We start from the raw sequence: 17,070 nt of genomic DNA on the forward strand, positions 1-17,070 counted from the left end.
GTAGAATGATTAATTGATGCTCGGAGTTCGAGCAACTACTGCCGTAAAAGTCGGCACGATGCGACCTGAACGGCTCAGAATATCCCATATAACTATTCAGTACAAGAGAGCAAGGGATGGTATTGGCAACAGAAATGGGTTCGTCCCAACCGGAATCCTCTTTCGATTTATCTACTTATCTAGTAAAGCGAAAAGAGGCGATCGAGGTAGCTCTCGACAGTGCACTCCCGGTCATCTACCCAGAAAAAATTTACGAAGCAATGCGCTACTCGCTGCTAGCGGGGGGCAAGCGCCTGCGTCCGATCCTGTGTCTGGCTAGCTGCGAACTGGCCGGCGGCACTACATCTATGGCAATTCCGACAGCTTGCGCTTTGGAAATGATCCACACGATGTCGCTGATTCACGACGATTTGCCGGCAATGGACAATGACGACTACCGGCGTGGCAAACTGACGAACCACAAAGTCTACGGCGAGGATATTGCCATTTTGGCTGGCGATGGTTTGTTGACCTATGCTTTTGAATTTATCGCCACTAAAACTCAGAACGTACCCCCCCAGCAGGTGTTGCAGACGATCGCCCATTTGGCGCGGGCATCCGGCGCTGCAGGACTCGTAGGCGGCCAGGTGGTTGATTTGGAATCGGAAGGAAAGACAGATGTTTCTCTGGAAACTTTGAATTACATTCACGCTCACAAAACTGGCGCGCTGTTAGAAGCCTGCGTAGTTTGTGGGGCAATTCTGGCTGGGGCGTCTGCTGCGGATTTGCAGCGGCTGTCTCGTTTCGCTCAAAATATTGGGCTGGCTTTCCAGATCATTGACGACATTCTGGATATTACTGCTACCCAAGAAGAACTGGGCAAAACTGCTGGCAAAGATGTTCAAGCAGGAAAAGTCACTTATCCGAGTTTGTGGGGAATTGAGGAGTCTCGGCGCCAAGCTTCGCAGCTTGTTGCTGATGCTAAGGCTCAATTGGCAGTGTTTGGGAGCAAAGCTCTACCGCTGCTGGCGATCGCCGATTTTATTACCAGCCGCAGTAACTAGAAATACCAAACACTATGCAGGAAATTTGCAGCGGCATATTAAACAATCATGTACTCGTGGTTGCTTTGCTCGCTTGTCTGGCGGCTCAGATCATGAAGCTGCCGATCGAGTTGGTCAAAAATCGCAAGTTTAATCTTCGGTATTTGGTAACAACGGGGGGAATGCCCAGCGCTCACTCGTCTTTTGTGGGCGCTTTGGCTGCGGGAGTGGGACAAACTATGGGATGGGAAAGTCCAGATTTTGCGATCGCTGCGATCTTTGCAATTATTGTGATGTACGACGCAGCAGGCGTCCGCCAAGCAGCAGGCAAGCAAGCTCGCATCCTCAACCAAATTATTGACGAGTTTTTTGAGGAAGATCACAACCTGAATGAGGCTCGCCTGAAGGAGTTGCTGGGACACACTCCTTTTCAAGTGCTTGTCGGTTTGGGGCTGGGAATCACTATTGCTTGGATCGCAGGGCCTGCATATTAGTTAACTGTTAACTGTTGACTGTTGACTGTTGACTGTTGACTGTTGACTGTTGACTGCTGACTAATGACTGTTGACTGCTGACTAATGACTAATGACTAATGACTAATGACTAATGACCGAATTCTGCTTGCAGAATATCGTCGTTGTCATCGGCGATCGTGGCGACAATAGTAATCACCCGAGAAATTTCTCCGGTCGAGATTTCGGCGATCGTCCGAGTCGATATTACCGCAACTTGATTGTCAACAATCGCAAAATGAGATTCCAAAGTAGACAGCCAATTCATTTCTAGAAGTTTCCGCATTAATTGAGCTTCATTCTTCGCCGGCAACTGCAGTACAAAAGCCCAAACAGTCAAAGTATCATCTTCGGTTTCGCCCGTGAGTTGCACGAACACTTCAACACTGCCGTACTTGAACTTCCAAAGATGTCCGCCAGCTTCATTTTGACCGACCATCACTTTTTGGTCTACAGCCATGCTGGCGATGACAGTTTCAATTTCTTCTGCATAGGTGACGGCTGTGGCTTTTTCGACCTGCTCAGAGGCGATCGCGCTTTCCCTCGATAGGCTTTCTGCGGAAGCTGTTTGTATGTTCGGCTCGCTGGTAGTCATGATTATATTTAGACGGAAAACTATTCCAATAATCAGTTTACCGAAAACTTGGGTAAAAGCCCCGTCCTTTTAGGACGGCTTTCCTAAAACTTGTGCTGTAATAGAAGTGGTCTAAACAACCCACCCAACTTTGCAGTCGATATTGCTGAAAATTAGTAGGCAAGAAACCGAGCCTGAAGTAGATCCGGGAAGCAGATGTAGGGCAATGGTGGAATCCAACCTTGAATGCACTGATACATTTTCAATTTCAACAATTGAAAGATTTTGATAGTCGCCATAGGGCATTGGGAGACTTTAAACGGGCGCCCAGAGACAGTAAGTCTAGTCCGCTAGCAAGTTTCGATGAAGTGTCAAGAATCACCGCACCTGATAGTCGGTGAGTATGTCAATTGCTCAAGCTTAAAATGATGACTTTAAATAACTGGTTCCGAGGCTATGCCTGGGAACCAGTATATCTCGCTTGTTTGCGGAGGCAGACGCAAGTTTGACTTGCAGAGCGGTTTCAACCAGGTTCGCGATCGTTTTTAAGCCTTGGGCTTAGTCGCCGGCGGCTTCTTCTCAATGGTATTCAACCCGTTGAGGAACATCGGCACCAATTTCTCCACAAATGCCTGCGGGTCGCGGTTCCAGGCGCGCTGAGCTACATCGACTCTGGTCATTTGTAGGTCGGGGGCCAGCAGGGTTCTGGGCAAGCGTTCCATCAGGTATTGCGGGCGTTCCCACATCGGCATGGTGTTGGCAATGTCCACCAAGCGGGTGACGCGGCGGAGTTCTGCCCCCAGCATGATATCCATTCCCGATTCAAATGCTGCTTGTTCGATCGCCACATACTTGCGTTTTGCCTGTTCCACCTTCTGGCGGTGTTCCGGGCTTTTAGCAGCAATTGCGCCCAGCCAGCGATTCCCCCAGCGGACGTGACCAGCTTCTTCGGGAAAAATCTTTTCGATGGTTTCGCGGATTTTGACGTTTTCGTCGGTTTGGGGAGCCTTTTTGAGGGCGTGGATGTGCGCTGAGAAGTATTCGCATCCCCGCTTCTCGGTGACGTTAATCGCGGCGAGGGAAGAAATTACAAAATCTTCGCGGTCTTTGGTGGGGTCTTGTTGTTCGCTGTCATACAACCTTTCAAATTCGTCTATGTAGGAAACTCCCGGCGGCTTTCCCACATTTTGGCCGATGTCTACCAGCAAATCTGTCAGCCACATGGCGTGCCGCGCTTCGTCGGAGATGTGCCGGGAAAGGTCGCGCACGAGTTCTGCCGGTTCGCCGTCTAGCTGTTCGATCAAGTCGGTGAGGTCTTTGCAACTGCGCTGTTCGCTGAAGCGGTAGCGGTTGAGGGTGATCAGGTGGATTTCGCGATCGCGCACTACTTGAGCTAAAATTTCGCGCGCTCCCATAGCGTTGCGAAGCTTGTGGGGATAGGCAACAGTCATGCTTTTATGTTGTTTTGTAAAGATACTTGTATAAGTGTAACGCAGTTTTTTCGACAACCAATTACCTCGCAAGACGGAAGTTTTTGTGTAGCAAGCAGAGGAAATTTTATACAGAGAAATTTTGTTTGCTGGCATTTCTACAGACGAGCAATTGCATAAATCTTCGATCGATACAGAAACCGCAGATAATGGCAGATGCAACGCAGATCAACGCAGATAATTTTCAGGTGCTTTTCGACTGAATGCAGGATGTCTAATAGTTTTGAGTTGCTAGCCCCGCAAGTGCTGTGCTTTCCCAAGCAATGGTAGCGCCATCAAAACTTTTCAGGTTCCATAAACTCTGAAGCCTCAACACTAGCAGGCTCTTGTTGAAATTTTCGCGCCTCTTCTACTTCCAACCTAGCCAGCGTTGTCGCGGCATCCGCTAACTGCAAAGCCAGATTCATCCGACAAACCGGGTTTTTCTCATTCCAAAGGTCTTTTGCCAAGAAATGCACTCGATAGCGAAACATTTTAATTGATTGTGATGGAATAACTTTAGCTGTCATGCTCATAACCTCTCTTCCACTGAAGCTAGAATGCGAAGCAGAACCCGTTCGGGCTCTAAGTAAACAAATGTCAGCATGATCACTCGATCTTCACTGCTGATAGTTACATCCCAGGTGGCAGATCGCGGTTCAACCAGTTCATGCCTGACAACTACAGTATAGTGTCCTGTTGGCAAGTCATCAAACCCCGCATCTGCCTCAATCAAGGCAACCGTCTCTTCGGCCAATACCCGTCCGTCCCGAGTGAGTAAAGTAATAAAGGCAATGCCTTCAACGGAAGTCATAGCATTATTACTCTGATTGCGGATCATCACAAAAATATCGGACATCGTTTGGTCATTGGTAATTGCTAATTGCTACTTTATACTGAGAGCAGCACCTGACAAACAAATAAGCATGAAAACTGTGCATTATTTCAAGCCTTTGCTAATTTTGACGGCTTTTGCAGCGGTTCTAGGTTTGGGCAAAAGTGGGCGCTAGCTGCTGCCTCGAATATTTCTGAGACCGAGCATTCTTTACAGTTTCGCAGCGCGCAAATAGCAGAAAAGAGCATCGCAATTTAAGTAACTCGAAAGGTACATTAAAAGAAGGCAGTGCCCTCTCTATCGATCCTGATGAAGTTACGGGCATACCAAAAGCTGAGGCGCGGACACGTTTCATTCTGAATAAGATATATCGGGTTCAGGAAGGCACTACCGCTGACGATTTGTTTATTAGACCTCTTGCATTCATTCGCAGACTATATTGAATTATCTGCGTTGCATCTGTGTTTATCCGCTTAAAATCTGCGGTTAACCCATTAATCAAATATTTAGGCAAAAGGTCTATTGTGGATGATAAAGCAAACAAATGAGCTGTAGAGAATGTCTCGGAGGCTATAATGGGCGCTACTACTCACAGTGTCGCCCAGATAGTGTCTGGTAACGGGAGAATCTGGGCCCCAATCCTGAAGTTTTAAACCGCAAAAAAACGCCACTTTTAAGGGCGGCGTTCTTCTCAATTAAAAATCAAAGATTAAAAATGGTATAATTCCCATTTTCAATTTTGTATTCTTAATTTTCTAACAGTCGTAATAGAGAGCAAACTCGTAGGGGTGAGGACGCAGCCGCATCGGGTTGACTTCATTATCTAGTTTGTAGGAAATCCAGGTTTGGATGAAGTCTTCGGTAAATACGCCGGTTTCTGTTAAGAAACTGTGGTCTTTTTCTAAAGCTTCTAAAGCGCCTTCCAAGGAACCGGGAGTCGAAGGAATTTTGCTCAATTCTTCAGGGGAAAGGTCGTAGATATCCACGTCCAAAGGTTCGCCCGGATCGATTTGATTCTTGATGCCATCTAGGCCGGCGCACAGCATGGCTGCAAATGCTAAATAGGGGTTGGATGTGGCATCGGGACAGCGGAATTCTAACCGCTTGGCTTTGGGGTTGGTTCCCGACAACGGAATCCGCACTGATGCCGATCGATTCCCTTGAGAGTAAGCTAAGTTTACAGGCGCTTCAAAACCCGGAACTAACCGCTTGTATGAATTGGTCGTGGGGTTGGTGAGCGCCAAAAGTGCCGGCGCGTGCTTGAGAATGCCGCCGATGTAATGCAGTCCCATTTGACTGAAACCTGCATATTGATCGCCTGCAAATAACGGTTTGCCGTCTTGCCAAATCGACTGGTGAACGTGCATCCCGGAACCGTTGTCGTTAAACAGCGGTTTGGGCATGAAGGTGATGGTTTTGCCGTATTTTTTGCCGACGTTTTTGATGACGTATTTGTATGTCATCAAGTAGTCGGCGGCTTGTACTAATGTGGCAAAGCGGAAACCGAGTTCGCATTGACCGCCGGTGGCGACTTCGTGGTGGTGCTTTTCGATGGGTACGCCGCATTTTGCCATTGTCAGCAGCATTTCCGTTCTCATGTCTTGAGAGGTATCGGTTGGTGCTACTGGGAAATAACCTTCTTTGTAACGCGGTTTGTAGCCGAGGTTGCCGCCTGCTTCTTCTTTGCCGGAATTCCAGCGACCTTCGATCGAATCTACGTAATAGTAGCCGGAATTTTGGGTTTGGTCGAAGCGAACGTCGTCAAAAATGAAGAATTCTGCTTCCGGGCCGAAGAATGCTGTATCGCCGAGACCGGTCGTAAGCAGGTAGTCTATGGCTTTTTGGGCAATGGTGCGGGGACAGCGGCTGTACGGTTCGCCGGTGCGGGGCTCTTTGATGCTGCAAATGAAGCTGATGGTGGGTTCTGCCATGAACGGGTCGATCCACGCGGTGGTAGGATCGATGACCATTGTCATGTCTGATTCGTTGATGGCTTTCCAGCCCCGAATGCTGGAACCGTCGAAGGGTACGCCCTCTGTGAAGGCGGTTTCGTCGATTTGGTCGTGGTACAGCGAAAGGTGTTGCCAGATCCCCGGCATATCGATGAATTTCAGGTCAACGATCTGGATTTTATTTTCTTTTATGTAGTTTAAGGCTTCTTGGGGTGTCTGGAACATGACTTACTCCTGATATTGGTTTGGTCTTGGCGATCCTCTTCGAGGGCTTCGCTAACGGCAGATTTCAGACTGTTTGGGCGATCGTAGGCCTTCAGTATCCACTATTTTGTATCTAGGGCTACAAAATTTTGAAATAGGGGCCCAGTGCGGCCGGGCAGTTCGTGATTCTTGCCCTGTCGATTTTTCGGCTGAAGATACAAGGCAAACGGCTGAATTTTACGACAGTTTGCCGCGGATAGACTACCCTTCGTGAAAATCCTATCTCAAATCTTAATCAAACGCCGATTTGTAGTAGTCTACAATAGGCGGTCTGTCTCAGATAGCAAAGTATTGATAAAGATTTTTGGGAGAGAAACTTATGCGCGATGCAGTGACGAGCCTGATTGAAAATTATGATGTTGCTGGTAGGTATTTAGACCGAGATGGTATCGATCGGTTGAAATCTTATTTTGCAACAGGCACGGCACGGGTACAGGCTGCGGCGGCGATTAACAGCAATGCTGCGACAATTGTCAAGCAAGCTGGTATTCAGCTATTTGCCGAACAGCCGGAATTGATCCGTCCGGGCGGAAATGCCTACACGACTCGCCGTTACGCGGCTTGTCTGCGGGATATGGACTACTACTTGCGCTATGCTACTTACGCCTTGGTGGCTGGAAGTACCGACGTGCTAGACGAGCGCGTGCTGCAAGGTTTGCGCGAAACTTACAATTCTCTAAGCGTTCCCATTGGCCCGACGGTGATGGGGATTGGCATTATGAAGGAGATGGTTAAGGCTCAGGTGGAAGCTGCTGGCTTGTCTGTGGGGCCTTTTTTGGAGCAGCCTTTTGATTACTTGATTCGCGAATTGAGCGAACAAGATATTTAAGTCAATTTGCTAGTTCTTTTAGCCGCAAATTGCATTTGTGGCTGGCAGTTAGCAGCAGTTGGATCGATCGCTTTTTTTGGCCTCACAGCCTCCAAGCGATCTTTTTTTATGGGTTATACAATTTTAGATTAAAGATTTCAGATTAAAAATTATAGATTAAAAATTTGAATAATTGGGAATGACTGATGAATTAAGGGTTTGGAGCTTCCCTATAATTGCATTCTTGTTTGAAACTAATGTTAAAAATCGTCAACACATCCCCAGACGAGGCATTTGTCCAGGGGATTTTTGGTTTGGCGCAGCTCGATTTGTGCGACGGTTGTTGCTTCTACTTCGCCGTTGGGGTAAAGAATATGGATGATGTCACCGCTGACGAAGGCGAGGGGATTTTCTTGACAAGTGCCAGGATTTCTGATAGGAAAGTTAATTGTTTTCATTGTCGATCGCCCTGGTGATAGTTGTAGTGCTTTTAGCTGCATATAAATCATCCGCTAGTCACAAAAATTATTGTGTGATTCTATGAATGTTTATCTGTGATAAAAATACACAATCAGAGCGATCTCAGTCACATCATGTCAGGTGGGGCGATCGCCCCGCGACAATCGCAAAACCAAAATAATCGCCAAAAATTAGCAGTGGGGCTTGTGCGTAAGTGCTAATCTGGTACTGTTCTTAACCCTATCCGTACAGATTAAAAACCTTGGCTAAACAGCGACTAGACACATTATTGGTCAGCCTAGATTTGTGCAGTTCCAGACAGCAAGCTCAGGCCTTGATTCGGACTGGGAAAGTCTCTATCAACCAGCAGGTAGTTGACAAACCGGGCACTGAGGTTGACATTGCAGCAAAAATTAAGATTAAAGAGCGATCGCGCTACGTTTCTAGAGGCGGCGACAAACTAGCCAAAGCTTTAGAAGTTTTTGCGATTCCCGTTGCAGGCAGAATTTGTCTCGACGGCGGCATCTCCACAGGCGGTTTTACCGACTGTCTGCTGCAAGCCGGCGCGGCCCTAGTCTACGGCATAGATGTTGGCTACGGTCAAGCAGATTGGGGCTTGAGGAATGATCCGAGGGTAATTTTGAAAGAACGCACCAATTTGCGGTACATGACTGCTGCTGAGCTTTACGGGAATTCACCCCCCCCAGCCCCCCCTTCTCAAGGGGGGGAACAAGATTCGTTGCCCATAGGGGTTTATGCAGATTTGGCGGTAGTAGATGTGTCGTTTATTTCCCTGGATAAGATTTTACCGGCGCTGTGGGAATTGTTGGTATCACCGCGAGAAGCGGTGTTGCTGGTAAAGCCGCAGTTTGAGGTAGGGCGCGAGAGAGTCGGGAAAAAAGGCGTAGTGCGAGACTCAGCAACTCAAGCTGATGCGATTTTTCAAGTGTGGAAGGCAGCCACAGCTTTAGGATGGCAGGAAAAAGGCTTAACGTGGTCGCCTTTACTTGGCCCGGCCGGTAATATCGAGTATCTTTTATGGTTGGGGATCGATCGCGAACAAGAAACAGACCAAAGGGCGATCGAAGAGGATGTTGTGAAAGAACGGATCGCACAAGTCACCAAAGCGGCGGCGCGGGAACTTGTCGATCGATTGTAGATTGTAGATTTTAGATTGATTTCAAGATGTCAAACTAATCTCTTTTAAAAATCAAATTTGGAACTCCAGATTGCTCAAAAATTTCAAAATTTTTTTTCAATCAGACTCCTAAACTTTCACTTAGTGAATAATTCCATGCAATCATTAAAACAAGCCGGTTCAATTTTACTTTACGTTCTAGGTGGCATCGGGTATGTGGCAATTGTAGCTACTATTGTAGGCGTTTCAATGCTCATCAAGTGGGCAGCTTTGCTACTGGCAGACAAATTATTATATACAATTCTGATTATCGGCGATTTGTTGAGGGGCATCGAAATTATTGAACTGTTAAATATATTGATATTTGCATTTATCGGTATGGGAGTGGGTGTGGCGACAAATCTTCTACACCCTAAATATGGTCGCAAAATTAGTGCAGCTTTGTTGATAGTTATAGTTCCCTTAGTTTTCATGATTACGCCAGCCATCAGATATAATTCTTGGCTGGAAAAAGTAGGAGAATCCGATAAATTATCGCCTCCGCAAACTGCAACATTAACTAACTCATTTTTGAATAGAAAAGTAGGATTGCCTGGTTTTATCGGTTATTACGTATATACTGGTCAGTTTCCGGTTATTCCGACGAAACAATCGGAGATGAAAGACCTTGACAGCTTTGAAAAAAAAGTTAATTCCAGATTTGTACAGTTCACAGGAATTGCTCCGACTATTGTTTCTTGGTCAATGCGGGTGTGTTTTTGGCTGATTAGAATATTTTACTTTTCTATAGCGGTAATTGCGACGATCGCCCATTTTAGGGAAGGTGTTAGAATTGCCAGACGATAATAAGCTGTTGTGTATTTAGATTAAACTTTTCGGGCGGGCTAGGAGCAACCGCCCACAATGGTTTTTATGAAAATAAGTGCACAAAATAAATGCGCGACAACTTATACTCAACTGCGATTTTTATGGCTGAGCAATCAGTTGACCAATTTTTATCAAGACTTGAAGAACCGTATAAAGTTCGTTCATTAGAGGAAGCGGTGAAAATATTCTTGATAAGTCATATTTAGGCGGATTCTGAAAGTCTAGCTTGACGAATACAATTTCACTGCCATTTGTCATCGCAGCAAAACTCGGTCTATCCTTGCGGGGATTGGCGGTCATGTATGCTAGTGTTTGGGGAAGTGCAGACATTACTGAAATGGTGGTGCGCTTCGACTCTAAGAGTGTCACCCAAAACTGATTTTGCATCACTAAAACATCAATCATTCCCTTGAGAGTTTCTACTTCATCATCCTCGTCATCTAAAACAATTTGTACAGATTTTTCAGCCATCATTTTAAAAGGTGGATCGTAAAAACCCGCTCGTTCCAATAGAGGCGAACCCATAATTAGCGTAACGGTTCCTTCTGTAAGGCTTCCATCATTTAAATGATAGAGATATCGCCGCCGAATTAAATTGAGAGCGGCTTTATCGACTTCTGTAATTTCGGGTAAATCTGCATACCATTCTGGGAAAAATCCCTCCGATTCAGTTCGCGTAATATTGAATCGAGATTCAACATCTGCTAAAGTTTGGATAATTTCAGTAATGGCTGTTGTTTGTGTCATATTTTAAACTCTTGCACTCATTCCCAAACTATCTTGAAACTATCTGCGTTTATCTGTGTTTATCTGCCTGACATCTGCGGTTGCAGGATCGAGATCGGATTTATGCAAGAGGTCTTTTAAACTCTTGCTGGAGGCGATCGATAATTGTATTACGCTCGATAGTGGCGAGAATTTCTTGAATTACTGTATCTTGTCCCAGGGGGCCCCAGGTGCAGCCTTTTTCTAAATAAACTTGGGCGGCGCGACCGACAGCATAGGTTCCGTAAGCTGCTAAACTAGCTTGAGTGACAGCAACTCCGGCAAAAGTAGAAAAGCCGATGTGCGGGGCTGCGGCCGCCGCACTTTTGCCAAATCCCAACAAAAAACTGCTACCCAATTCTCCCAAAAGTACGCCGCCAGCACTGGAGAAAATAGTCTGCCAAAGTTTCCCCGCTTCGTAACCAGTCATGGGTAAACCGTAAAGTCTGGATAAAGAGCGAATTAAGGCTAAATCGGCGACAGTTGCTCCCATTACATCCAAGAAGGCCACTGGATTTAAACCGACAGCCAAAGCTTTATATTTTGCAAATTGCCAGATTAAATCTTCGGCTTCTGTTTGTCGCAATTTGAGAACGTGACGGGCAATGTTTGCTTCGGCATCTCTAGCTTCAACTAAAGCATTTAGAGCGAGTAGCGATCGACCTTCTCTGTTAAGAATTGTGAGAATTTTATGTTTGAGTTCGTCTATCTGCGGGGGTGGCGACTCCCATTGGTTAGTTACTCTTCCGTCGGACCATTCCACCCGCACTTGCACCGGCGCGGGTTCGGCGGCTACCATGACTATTTCTAATGATTTGGAAGTTTTAGGCGGTGATTTTGCAGTAGATTTATCGGAGGAGTTGTTTGGGGGATCGGACAAATTTTCGCTATCTGTTTCCTCTGTTAGCGCAGCGGCTGCTAACTGTTCTGAATTTCCCAGCGCTTGCAAACTTTGGTAAATAGCTTTTCTGTCTAATTCTGGATAAAGGTCAATTTTATTAAAAACTAAAATCAGCGGTTTTTGCGCTGTTTGCAATTCGCACAGTGCTTGATATTCTGTTCGGGTGATATCCCCTGCAACGACAAACAGAATTAAGTCAGCTTGGCGAGTTACTTGTTTCGCCATTTCGCCGCGCACTTCGCCGCCAACTTCATCAAGTCCGGGAGTATCGATTAATTCTACTTGCACCCCTCCTTTCCCCCCTTTGCCAGGGGGGGTTTGGGGGGATTCGTCGCTGTCAAGGAAGGATAAGGGCACACTCCAGCGCACGGAACGCGGCCACTGAGTCACGCCGTTGAGAGGGCCTGTTTGCAGAATTTTGTGACCTAAAAGCGCGTTTAATACGGCTGACTTGCCACGGCTGACTAAGCCGAAAGTAGCAATGCGAATGACGTTGTGGTCTAGTTTTTCTGAGGTGGAAGTTAAGATATCTAACTGATATTGCAGCGCTGCTTCTAATTCTGTATTATTCGAGTTTTTTTTCCCTTGGCGCAGGTGGGAATAGCGCGCCAGGGATTCGCGCAAACTGGCGCGGGCAAGGGATAAGCGATTTTCTTGAAGGGAATTGTCAGCCATTGGCGATCGGCTTTTTTAAGCAAGAATAATTGAGCGTCGAACTATAACATTCTATTTCTTATTTTAATACAATTTTTGATAATTTTCTAGTTTTTTATTTGGGAATTAGGTAGGGACACGGCACTGTCAAGGCGTGTTAACAACCGCGTCAAACCATTTATATCTGTCGTTTACCCCCGAGGCCAGATCCCCCTAAATCCCCCTTAAGAAGGGGGACTTTGAGAATTCTCTTGTCCCCCCCTTTTTAAGGGGGGTTAGGGGGGATCTAGACCTAATCGTCAGACAAACCATACCCGGTTTCTGGTTGCCCGTGCCTCAGTCCTATTTAATTGGAGGCCGAATTAACAGCCTGCGGCCCAGATACCTGAGATGAAAGGCGACTCGCCACTTGGTTGACGAAAGATTGCAAGAAGGAAACTTGCTGATTTTGCATAAATACTGCTTGCAAAGTTTTAGTCAACTGGTCGAGATTGAAAATGCCTTTGGCAGCATTTTCCAATTCTTGAGTTGAGAAATATTCAATTAAACTCAGTCCTGCTATTCTGGTGAAGTAGGCTGCACTAATTCCCTGCACCGCGCCTCCTGCTGCATAGGTGACGGCATTGCTTTTCAGCAGTCCAGTAATAGTTTGGGTAGACAGTTCTACTAATCCCAGTTTGAACATTTGGGTTGCTAAAGTTCCCGCTACTGTTTTAGCTTGGTCTAAGGAAAACTTTTGCTGGTAGATAGCGCCGAGATCGATGACGAGTTGGGTGCTGATGGCGGTTGTTGCTAGCAAGTCTAAGGCGGGAACTGGGTTAGCAAAAACGGCGGCGGCGGCGATGTACTGATATTGTTCGATGATGGGAATCGATCGATCGCGCCTGACTGCATTTAATAAGGTTTTTGCCTCTAATTTGATACTTGCAGCCTCGCGCACTGCACTCGCCCAGACCAACTGTTGCCGTTCTTCCGTTAAGATTTTAGTCAATCTTTCCGTCAGTGGCTCAAGTTGAGAGACTTGATTTTCGATGCGTTCTTTAAATGTGCCGTCCGCTTGGTGCTGCCGCACTTTAATAGAATTCGGGGAAGCTGCGATCGCAATTATATCTTCTGTCCCCAATATTCCTTGCATTTTCTGCTGCAAAGAGTTCAAAACCTGCGACTGCTGTTCTGGCAAATATTGGTCTAGTTTGTTCCAGATTAGCAGCACACGCTGACCTGCTGCAGCTAGCTGAGATAATGTTTTAAATTCGGAATCTGTGATGTCGCCCGCTGTCACAAACAGCACTAAATCACCGCCGATTTTGGCATCGGTATTTGTATTAGCAAATAGCGGTGCTGTTTCTGGAAAACTCAGCTTTTGCGGGTGTTGAGATGCCCAATTAGAATTTAAAACTTGAATTAAGGCAGTTTTGCCGACAGCTTTGCCGCCAGTTACGGTAATCCGCAAATCTTGTCTGTCTAATTCGGTTCTGAGCCGATCGAGCTTTGCTGTTAGATTAGGCGGATTTGCCGAGTTTTGAGCTTCCTGAGCTAGCAAATTAATGGCTGCGGATGCCGTGGCGATCGCTTTTTCGGCTGCTTCCCGGTTCGCCAGGGGTTCCGGGAGTACGAGTTCGAGTTTGGGGGATTGTTGCTTCCACCACCAATACCCCGCACCGGCAGCCGCCAAGCCGATGAGTGCCGTTTCGCCCATTTCTGAACCCGAATGCTGTAGAGTTTCCAGCAGCCACAGCGCTGCTGAAAGTCCTATTCCGCCTATTAAAATCGGTCGCCGCAAGTTAAGTGTCATTTTTACCTTCCTGTGGGTATTATTGCCAAGCTTAACCTTAACGGGCTTGGTCTTTGTCCCTATATTCCATCGTACCCCTGCGATATCGAAACTGGCAGGCGGGCTACCCGTGCGGATTACACCCTCAAGTTTTTTGACAAGTGCCAAATCTACTTTCTGCATAAATCACAGGATCGATCGCAGGTGTCAAGTCGATCGACACAAATAAACGCCGATGATTTTCTGATGGGAAAGTGAAAAACATGGGGCCAGAAACCGGGTTTTTTAACTAAATACTAGCCCAAAACCCTCTATCACCAAAAAACCCGGTTTCTTTCCTTCTTGTTACTCTTTGAGAACTAGGACGAATAATTGTCTAATCTCCCAAGCAAATTCCCAAACCGCGGGCCGTTTTAACCAGAGTACCGTTGAAGTCTACAGGTCTGTATTTGACGATCGCATCTTCCAATGGAACGCTGACAACTTCTCGCTGTTGCCAAGATACCATCTGGTCAAATTTCTCTTCGGCAACTAAATCAACTGCTGCGACACCAAAAGCAGAAGCAATTAATCTTTCTAGCGAAGAAGGTGTTCCCCCGCGTTGAGTGTGTCCCAAAACGGTGACGCGGGTTTCTGCACCGCTACATTCAGAAATTGTATCAGCTAAATACTGACCGATTCCGCCTAATCGACTTTGACCTAAGCGATTTGTGTGCATTACTAATTCGCCTGCTTCTGTGCGAACTGCCTCCGCTACTACAATTAAACAGTAGGTTTTCCCACGGTCTTGGCGTTCTTTGATTTTGGCACAAATTTGGGAAATTTTGTAAGGAATTTCGGGAATCAGAATTATATCAGCTCCCCCAGCTATTCCGGCACTAATTGCAATATGTCCGGCATCGCGTCCCATGACTTCAACAATTATCACGCGGCTGTGACTGGCCGCAGTAAAATGCAAGCGGTCTAGTGCTTCTGTGGCAATATTGACAGCAGTATCAAAACCGATCGAACGCTCGGTAATTCCGACATCATTATCAATAGTTTTAGGAATAGCAACTAAATTCAAATTGCCTTGTTTGGCAATCTTCCTGAGAATGGCGAGACTGCCATCGCCACCTATGACAATTAAGGCATCCAAACCCAGTTGATGATAGCCTTCGATAATGTCATCAGAGCGATCGCGCACAGTCCCGTCAGCCATCGGGAAAGCAAAAGGGTTGCCCTTATTTGTCGTGCCCAGCATTGTACCGCCAATGGTGAGCCAAGAGTCTACTTTTTCAATATTCAAGGGAATTGCTTCCGGGGGACGACTCATCAATCCGTTGGTGGCTTGACGAATTCCCATTACTTTCCAATTGTAAGTTCCCGTTGCGCGGTAGACAACGGCTCGTATCACTGCATTTAAGCCTGCACAATCACCTCCGCTAGTGAGAATGCCGATACACTTTTGTTCTCCCATAATTTATGCCAGACTTTTGTTACTCAGAACATGAGTTGATATTTTTAGATCCAGATCGTCCAATCCTTATTTGCGACGTAATTTAGTGGCTCTAGCCTCCCAAATCACCGTCTCAAATACAACATAAATCCTACTTGGGATTGAGGCGTTTAGAAACTTGGTTAATGATGCCGCTGAGAATTGCACCGCCCATGAGAATTCCTAGAGCGGGATTAAATACGGGCTGCCACAGACTGTACCATAAATCGAAACCGAGATTCACTCCGGTCGATCGCCCAACTACGGCGATCATAAACCACGCAAAAATAGCAAAGACGAAAAACACATCCGCTACTAGAATCAAGTTGAGGAAGTTAAGAATTTTATCTTTCATGGTCGAGGGTTCCTTTTGAGTGTATATTTGTAAATTTTTGGCAAGCGGTTGTTCATTCAGTTGACAGTTGACAGTTGACAGCTTGGCCTGAGCGAAGCCGAGGGGAGCAGGTCGTTGGGTTGACAGCACTTGACAAAAGAAGTCCGAGGATTGGAGTAATCAATAGTCTGATTTTAATCTCTCCCTACAAGGGTTCAGGCTTTAAACCAATTCTTTCTGGTAATGGGGCGGATGGATAGCTGCAACAGGCGATCGAATCAAGATAAAATATCATTCAATTGTTTTCGCATACTTGTGGTCAAAATATGGTTCGTTATACACTTCCTCAAAGCCCCGAAATTATTTTAACTGTCAAAGGGAAAGATTCAGCGAAAGCCCGCGAAGAAGCGATGGATCGGCTGATGCTGCTGATGGATGAAGGTAAGCTACCTACAGAGCTCGCAGAAGGATTTGGGCCCAAGCAGTTTGTTGAAGTGATCGAAGATGCTTCTGTGTCTGACGGTGAGGACGCAATTACTGAAGCAGTGCAGATTTTGAGCAATTTGGCAAGTCTCAAATTGAAGGTGATGGAATCCCGCGAAGAAGCCCTAAAAATCCGGGAGGCGATCGATATTTTGTTTACAGATGAGGCTGTGACTGCCGAGGAAATTGGTCGTCTCAAAGACGGTTTCAAGGTTCTCAAAAATTTCGCTCAAGCTAATGTCCGCTATCGAGAAGCTAGGGGAAAAGCTGAAGAAGCACGGGTAATTCTTGACGAAGCTTTGCAATTAGTAGAATCGGAAAAAAAGGCGCAGAAGTCGGCGAAATAGTAGCAGGTTAGGTTGAGAAATAAACCCTACCGTTCGCCCAATTTCTAACACATTTCATTTATTAGACCTCTTGCGAAAGTGCGAGCGCTCTAGTAAAATAAAAGAAAAAATTAGCTTGATAATATGAATTACGAACAATTACAAAACTCAACCCCCAAAGACTTTAAACGCTACTGTGGAGTACATCAAGAAACATTCAAAGAAATGGTAAAAATAGTCAATGCGGAAAAAATATTTCAAAAAAAATCAGGAAGACCAAGTAAATTGTGCGTAGAAGACCAAATCTTAATGACATTATCCTATTTGCGAGAATATCCTACTTTTTTTCATCTAGGAATTAAATGGGGTATTAATGAATCAAATGCTTATCGAATTGTAATTAGAACTGAGAAAGCTTTAATGAATTCAGGTTTATTTAATTTACCTGGCAAAAAG

Annotated in this window: 18 protein-coding genes; 7 read left to right on the plus strand and 11 right to left on the minus strand. The window is 46.0% G+C overall.

The genetic code is table 11. The features are described 5' to 3' along the window. Positions 1–116: 116 nt before the first annotated feature. Positions 117–1,043: a geranylgeranyl diphosphate synthase CrtE gene (gene crtE, locus QUA58_RS12235; protein ID WP_333036045.1), complete on the plus strand. Its 927-nt coding sequence runs from the start codon at positions 117–119 to the stop codon at positions 1,041–1,043. Positions 1,044–1,057: 14 nt separating this feature from the next. Beyond that, positions 1,058–1,516, plus strand: a complete 459-nt coding sequence (locus tag QUA58_RS12240; protein WP_242722198.1) for a divergent PAP2 family protein — start codon at positions 1,058–1,060, stop codon at positions 1,514–1,516. A gap of 109 nt (positions 1,517–1,625) precedes the next feature. Here the strand turns inward: QUA58_RS12240 and QUA58_RS12245 are convergent, their stop codons facing one another. From QUA58_RS12245 to glnA, 5 genes are all read right to left on the minus strand, one after another. Further along, positions 1,626–2,129, minus strand: a complete 504-nt coding sequence (locus QUA58_RS12245) for a YbjN domain-containing protein (RefSeq protein WP_333254487.1) — start codon at positions 2,127–2,129, stop codon at positions 1,626–1,628. Between the two features lie 524 nt (positions 2,130–2,653). Next, on the minus strand, positions 2,654–3,559 hold the full coding sequence (locus QUA58_RS12250) for a ferritin-like domain-containing protein (protein ID WP_333394255.1): 906 nt from the start codon (positions 3,557–3,559) through the stop codon (positions 2,654–2,656). Between the two features lie 314 nt (positions 3,560–3,873). Next, complete coding sequence (locus QUA58_RS12255; RefSeq protein ID WP_333254483.1) at positions 3,874–4,107, minus strand: hypothetical protein; 234 nt, start codon at positions 4,105–4,107, stop codon at positions 3,874–3,876. A gap of 2 nt (positions 4,108–4,109) precedes the next feature. After that, on the minus strand, positions 4,110–4,391 hold the full coding sequence (locus QUA58_RS12260; RefSeq protein WP_333254481.1) for a hypothetical protein: 282 nt from the start codon (positions 4,389–4,391) through the stop codon (positions 4,110–4,112). 776 nt (positions 4,392–5,167) lie between these two features. Further along, complete coding sequence (gene glnA / locus QUA58_RS12265) at positions 5,168–6,589, minus strand: type I glutamate--ammonia ligase (protein ID WP_333254479.1); 1,422 nt, start codon at positions 6,587–6,589, stop codon at positions 5,168–5,170. Between the two features lie 358 nt (positions 6,590–6,947). Here glnA and apcB point away from each other — a divergent pair, with 358 nt between their 5' ends. Next, positions 6,948–7,457, plus strand: coding sequence for an allophycocyanin subunit beta (gene apcB / locus QUA58_RS12270; RefSeq protein WP_333242076.1), 510 nt, complete (start codon positions 6,948–6,950; stop codon positions 7,455–7,457). A gap of 239 nt (positions 7,458–7,696) precedes the next feature. Here apcB and QUA58_RS12275 read toward each other — a convergent pair whose 3' ends face one another. Continuing rightward, positions 7,697–7,936 carry a hypothetical protein gene (locus tag QUA58_RS12275; RefSeq protein ID WP_333254477.1) on the minus strand — a complete coding sequence of 80 codons (240 nt, stop codon included), beginning with the start codon at positions 7,934–7,936 and terminating at the stop codon, positions 7,697–7,699. A 221-nt stretch (positions 7,937–8,157) separates the two neighbouring features. Here QUA58_RS12275 and QUA58_RS12280 point away from each other — a divergent pair, with 221 nt between their 5' ends. Both QUA58_RS12280 and QUA58_RS12285 read left to right on the plus strand, forming a co-directional pair. After that, positions 8,158–9,054: a TlyA family RNA methyltransferase gene (locus QUA58_RS12280; protein WP_333254476.1), complete on the plus strand. Its 897-nt coding sequence runs from the start codon at positions 8,158–8,160 to the stop codon at positions 9,052–9,054. A 135-nt stretch (positions 9,055–9,189) separates the two neighbouring features. Continuing rightward, positions 9,190–9,879: a hypothetical protein gene (locus tag QUA58_RS12285; protein ID WP_333254473.1), complete on the plus strand. Its 690-nt coding sequence runs from the start codon at positions 9,190–9,192 to the stop codon at positions 9,877–9,879. A 120-nt stretch (positions 9,880–9,999) separates the two neighbouring features. On the opposite strand, the gene QUA58_RS12290 is transcribed toward QUA58_RS12285, so the two are convergent. The 5 genes from QUA58_RS12290 to QUA58_RS12310 all read right to left on the minus strand — a co-directional run bounded on the left by QUA58_RS12290 (position 10,000) and on the right by QUA58_RS12310 (position 15,826). After that, positions 10,000–10,647: a type I restriction endonuclease subunit R gene (locus QUA58_RS12290; protein WP_333394257.1), complete on the minus strand. Its 648-nt coding sequence runs from the start codon at positions 10,645–10,647 to the stop codon at positions 10,000–10,002. Positions 10,648–10,747: 100 nt separating this feature from the next. After that, positions 10,748–12,241, minus strand: a complete 1,494-nt coding sequence (locus tag QUA58_RS12295; RefSeq protein WP_333254468.1) for a DUF697 domain-containing protein — start codon at positions 12,239–12,241, stop codon at positions 10,748–10,750. 325 nt (positions 12,242–12,566) lie between these two features. Next, positions 12,567–14,015, minus strand: coding sequence for a slr1306 family protein (locus tag QUA58_RS12300; protein ID WP_333254466.1), 1,449 nt, complete (start codon positions 14,013–14,015; stop codon positions 12,567–12,569). Between the two features lie 355 nt (positions 14,016–14,370). Continuing rightward, positions 14,371–15,453 carry an ATP-dependent 6-phosphofructokinase gene (locus QUA58_RS12305; protein WP_333394258.1) on the minus strand — a complete coding sequence of 361 codons (1,083 nt, stop codon included), beginning with the start codon at positions 15,451–15,453 and terminating at the stop codon, positions 14,371–14,373. A 130-nt stretch (positions 15,454–15,583) separates the two neighbouring features. Further along, on the minus strand, positions 15,584–15,826 hold the full coding sequence (locus QUA58_RS12310) for a hypothetical protein (protein WP_333254462.1): 243 nt from the start codon (positions 15,824–15,826) through the stop codon (positions 15,584–15,586). A 305-nt stretch (positions 15,827–16,131) separates the two neighbouring features. On the opposite strand from QUA58_RS12310, the gene QUA58_RS12315 reads away from it, so the two are divergent. Both QUA58_RS12315 and QUA58_RS12320 read left to right on the plus strand, forming a co-directional pair. After that, entirely contained in the window at positions 16,132–16,635 is a 504-nt protein-coding gene (locus QUA58_RS12315) for a hypothetical protein (RefSeq protein WP_333254460.1), read from the plus strand. A gap of 123 nt (positions 16,636–16,758) precedes the next feature. Beyond that, positions 16,759–17,070 (plus strand): transposase family protein (locus tag QUA58_RS12320; protein ID WP_333394259.1); only part of this gene is annotated, 312 nt, incomplete at its 3' end.

It is taken from the genome of Microcoleus sp. N9_A1, assembly GCF_036701795.1.
GTDB lineage: Bacteria > Cyanobacteriota > Cyanobacteriia > Cyanobacteriales > Microcoleaceae > Microcoleus.

Excerpts from the sequence above, each read along its gene's own strand:
- QUA58_RS12245 (WP_333254487.1), bottom strand. The coding sequence starts at position 2,129 with ATGACTACCAGCGAGCCGAACATACAAACAGCTTCCGCAGAAAGCCTA.
- QUA58_RS12240 (WP_242722198.1), top strand. The coding sequence starts at position 1,058 with ATGCAGGAAATTTGCAGCGGCATATTAAACAATCATGTACTCGTGGTT.
- QUA58_RS12305 (WP_333394258.1), bottom strand. The coding sequence starts at position 15,453 with ATGGGAGAACAAAAGTGTATCGGCATTCTCACTAGCGGAGGTGATTGT.
- QUA58_RS12260 (WP_333254481.1), bottom strand. The coding sequence starts at position 4,391 with ATGACTTCCGTTGAAGGCATTGCCTTTATTACTTTACTCACTCGGGAC.
- QUA58_RS12250 (WP_333394255.1), bottom strand. The coding sequence starts at position 3,559 with ATGACTGTTGCCTATCCCCACAAGCTTCGCAACGCTATGGGAGCGCGC.
- QUA58_RS12310 (WP_333254462.1), bottom strand. The coding sequence starts at position 15,826 with ATGAAAGATAAAATTCTTAACTTCCTCAACTTGATTCTAGTAGCGGAT.
- QUA58_RS12295 (WP_333254468.1), bottom strand. The coding sequence starts at position 12,241 with ATGGCTGACAATTCCCTTCAAGAAAATCGCTTATCCCTTGCCCGCGCC.
- QUA58_RS12285 (WP_333254473.1), top strand. The coding sequence starts at position 9,190 with ATGCAATCATTAAAACAAGCCGGTTCAATTTTACTTTACGTTCTAGGT.
- apcB (WP_333242076.1), top strand. The coding sequence starts at position 6,948 with ATGCGCGATGCAGTGACGAGCCTGATTGAAAATTATGATGTTGCTGGT.
- QUA58_RS12300 (WP_333254466.1), bottom strand. The coding sequence starts at position 14,015 with ATGACACTTAACTTGCGGCGACCGATTTTAATAGGCGGAATAGGACTT.
- QUA58_RS12290 (WP_333394257.1), bottom strand. The coding sequence starts at position 10,647 with ATGACACAAACAACAGCCATTACTGAAATTATCCAAACTTTAGCAGAT.
- QUA58_RS12315 (WP_333254460.1), top strand. The coding sequence starts at position 16,132 with ATGGTTCGTTATACACTTCCTCAAAGCCCCGAAATTATTTTAACTGTC.
- crtE (WP_333036045.1), top strand. The coding sequence starts at position 117 with ATGGTATTGGCAACAGAAATGGGTTCGTCCCAACCGGAATCCTCTTTC.
- QUA58_RS12275 (WP_333254477.1), bottom strand. The coding sequence starts at position 7,936 with ATGCAGCTAAAAGCACTACAACTATCACCAGGGCGATCGACAATGAAA.
- QUA58_RS12255 (WP_333254483.1), bottom strand. The coding sequence starts at position 4,107 with ATGACAGCTAAAGTTATTCCATCACAATCAATTAAAATGTTTCGCTAT.
- glnA (WP_333254479.1), bottom strand. The coding sequence starts at position 6,589 with ATGTTCCAGACACCCCAAGAAGCCTTAAACTACATAAAAGAAAATAAA.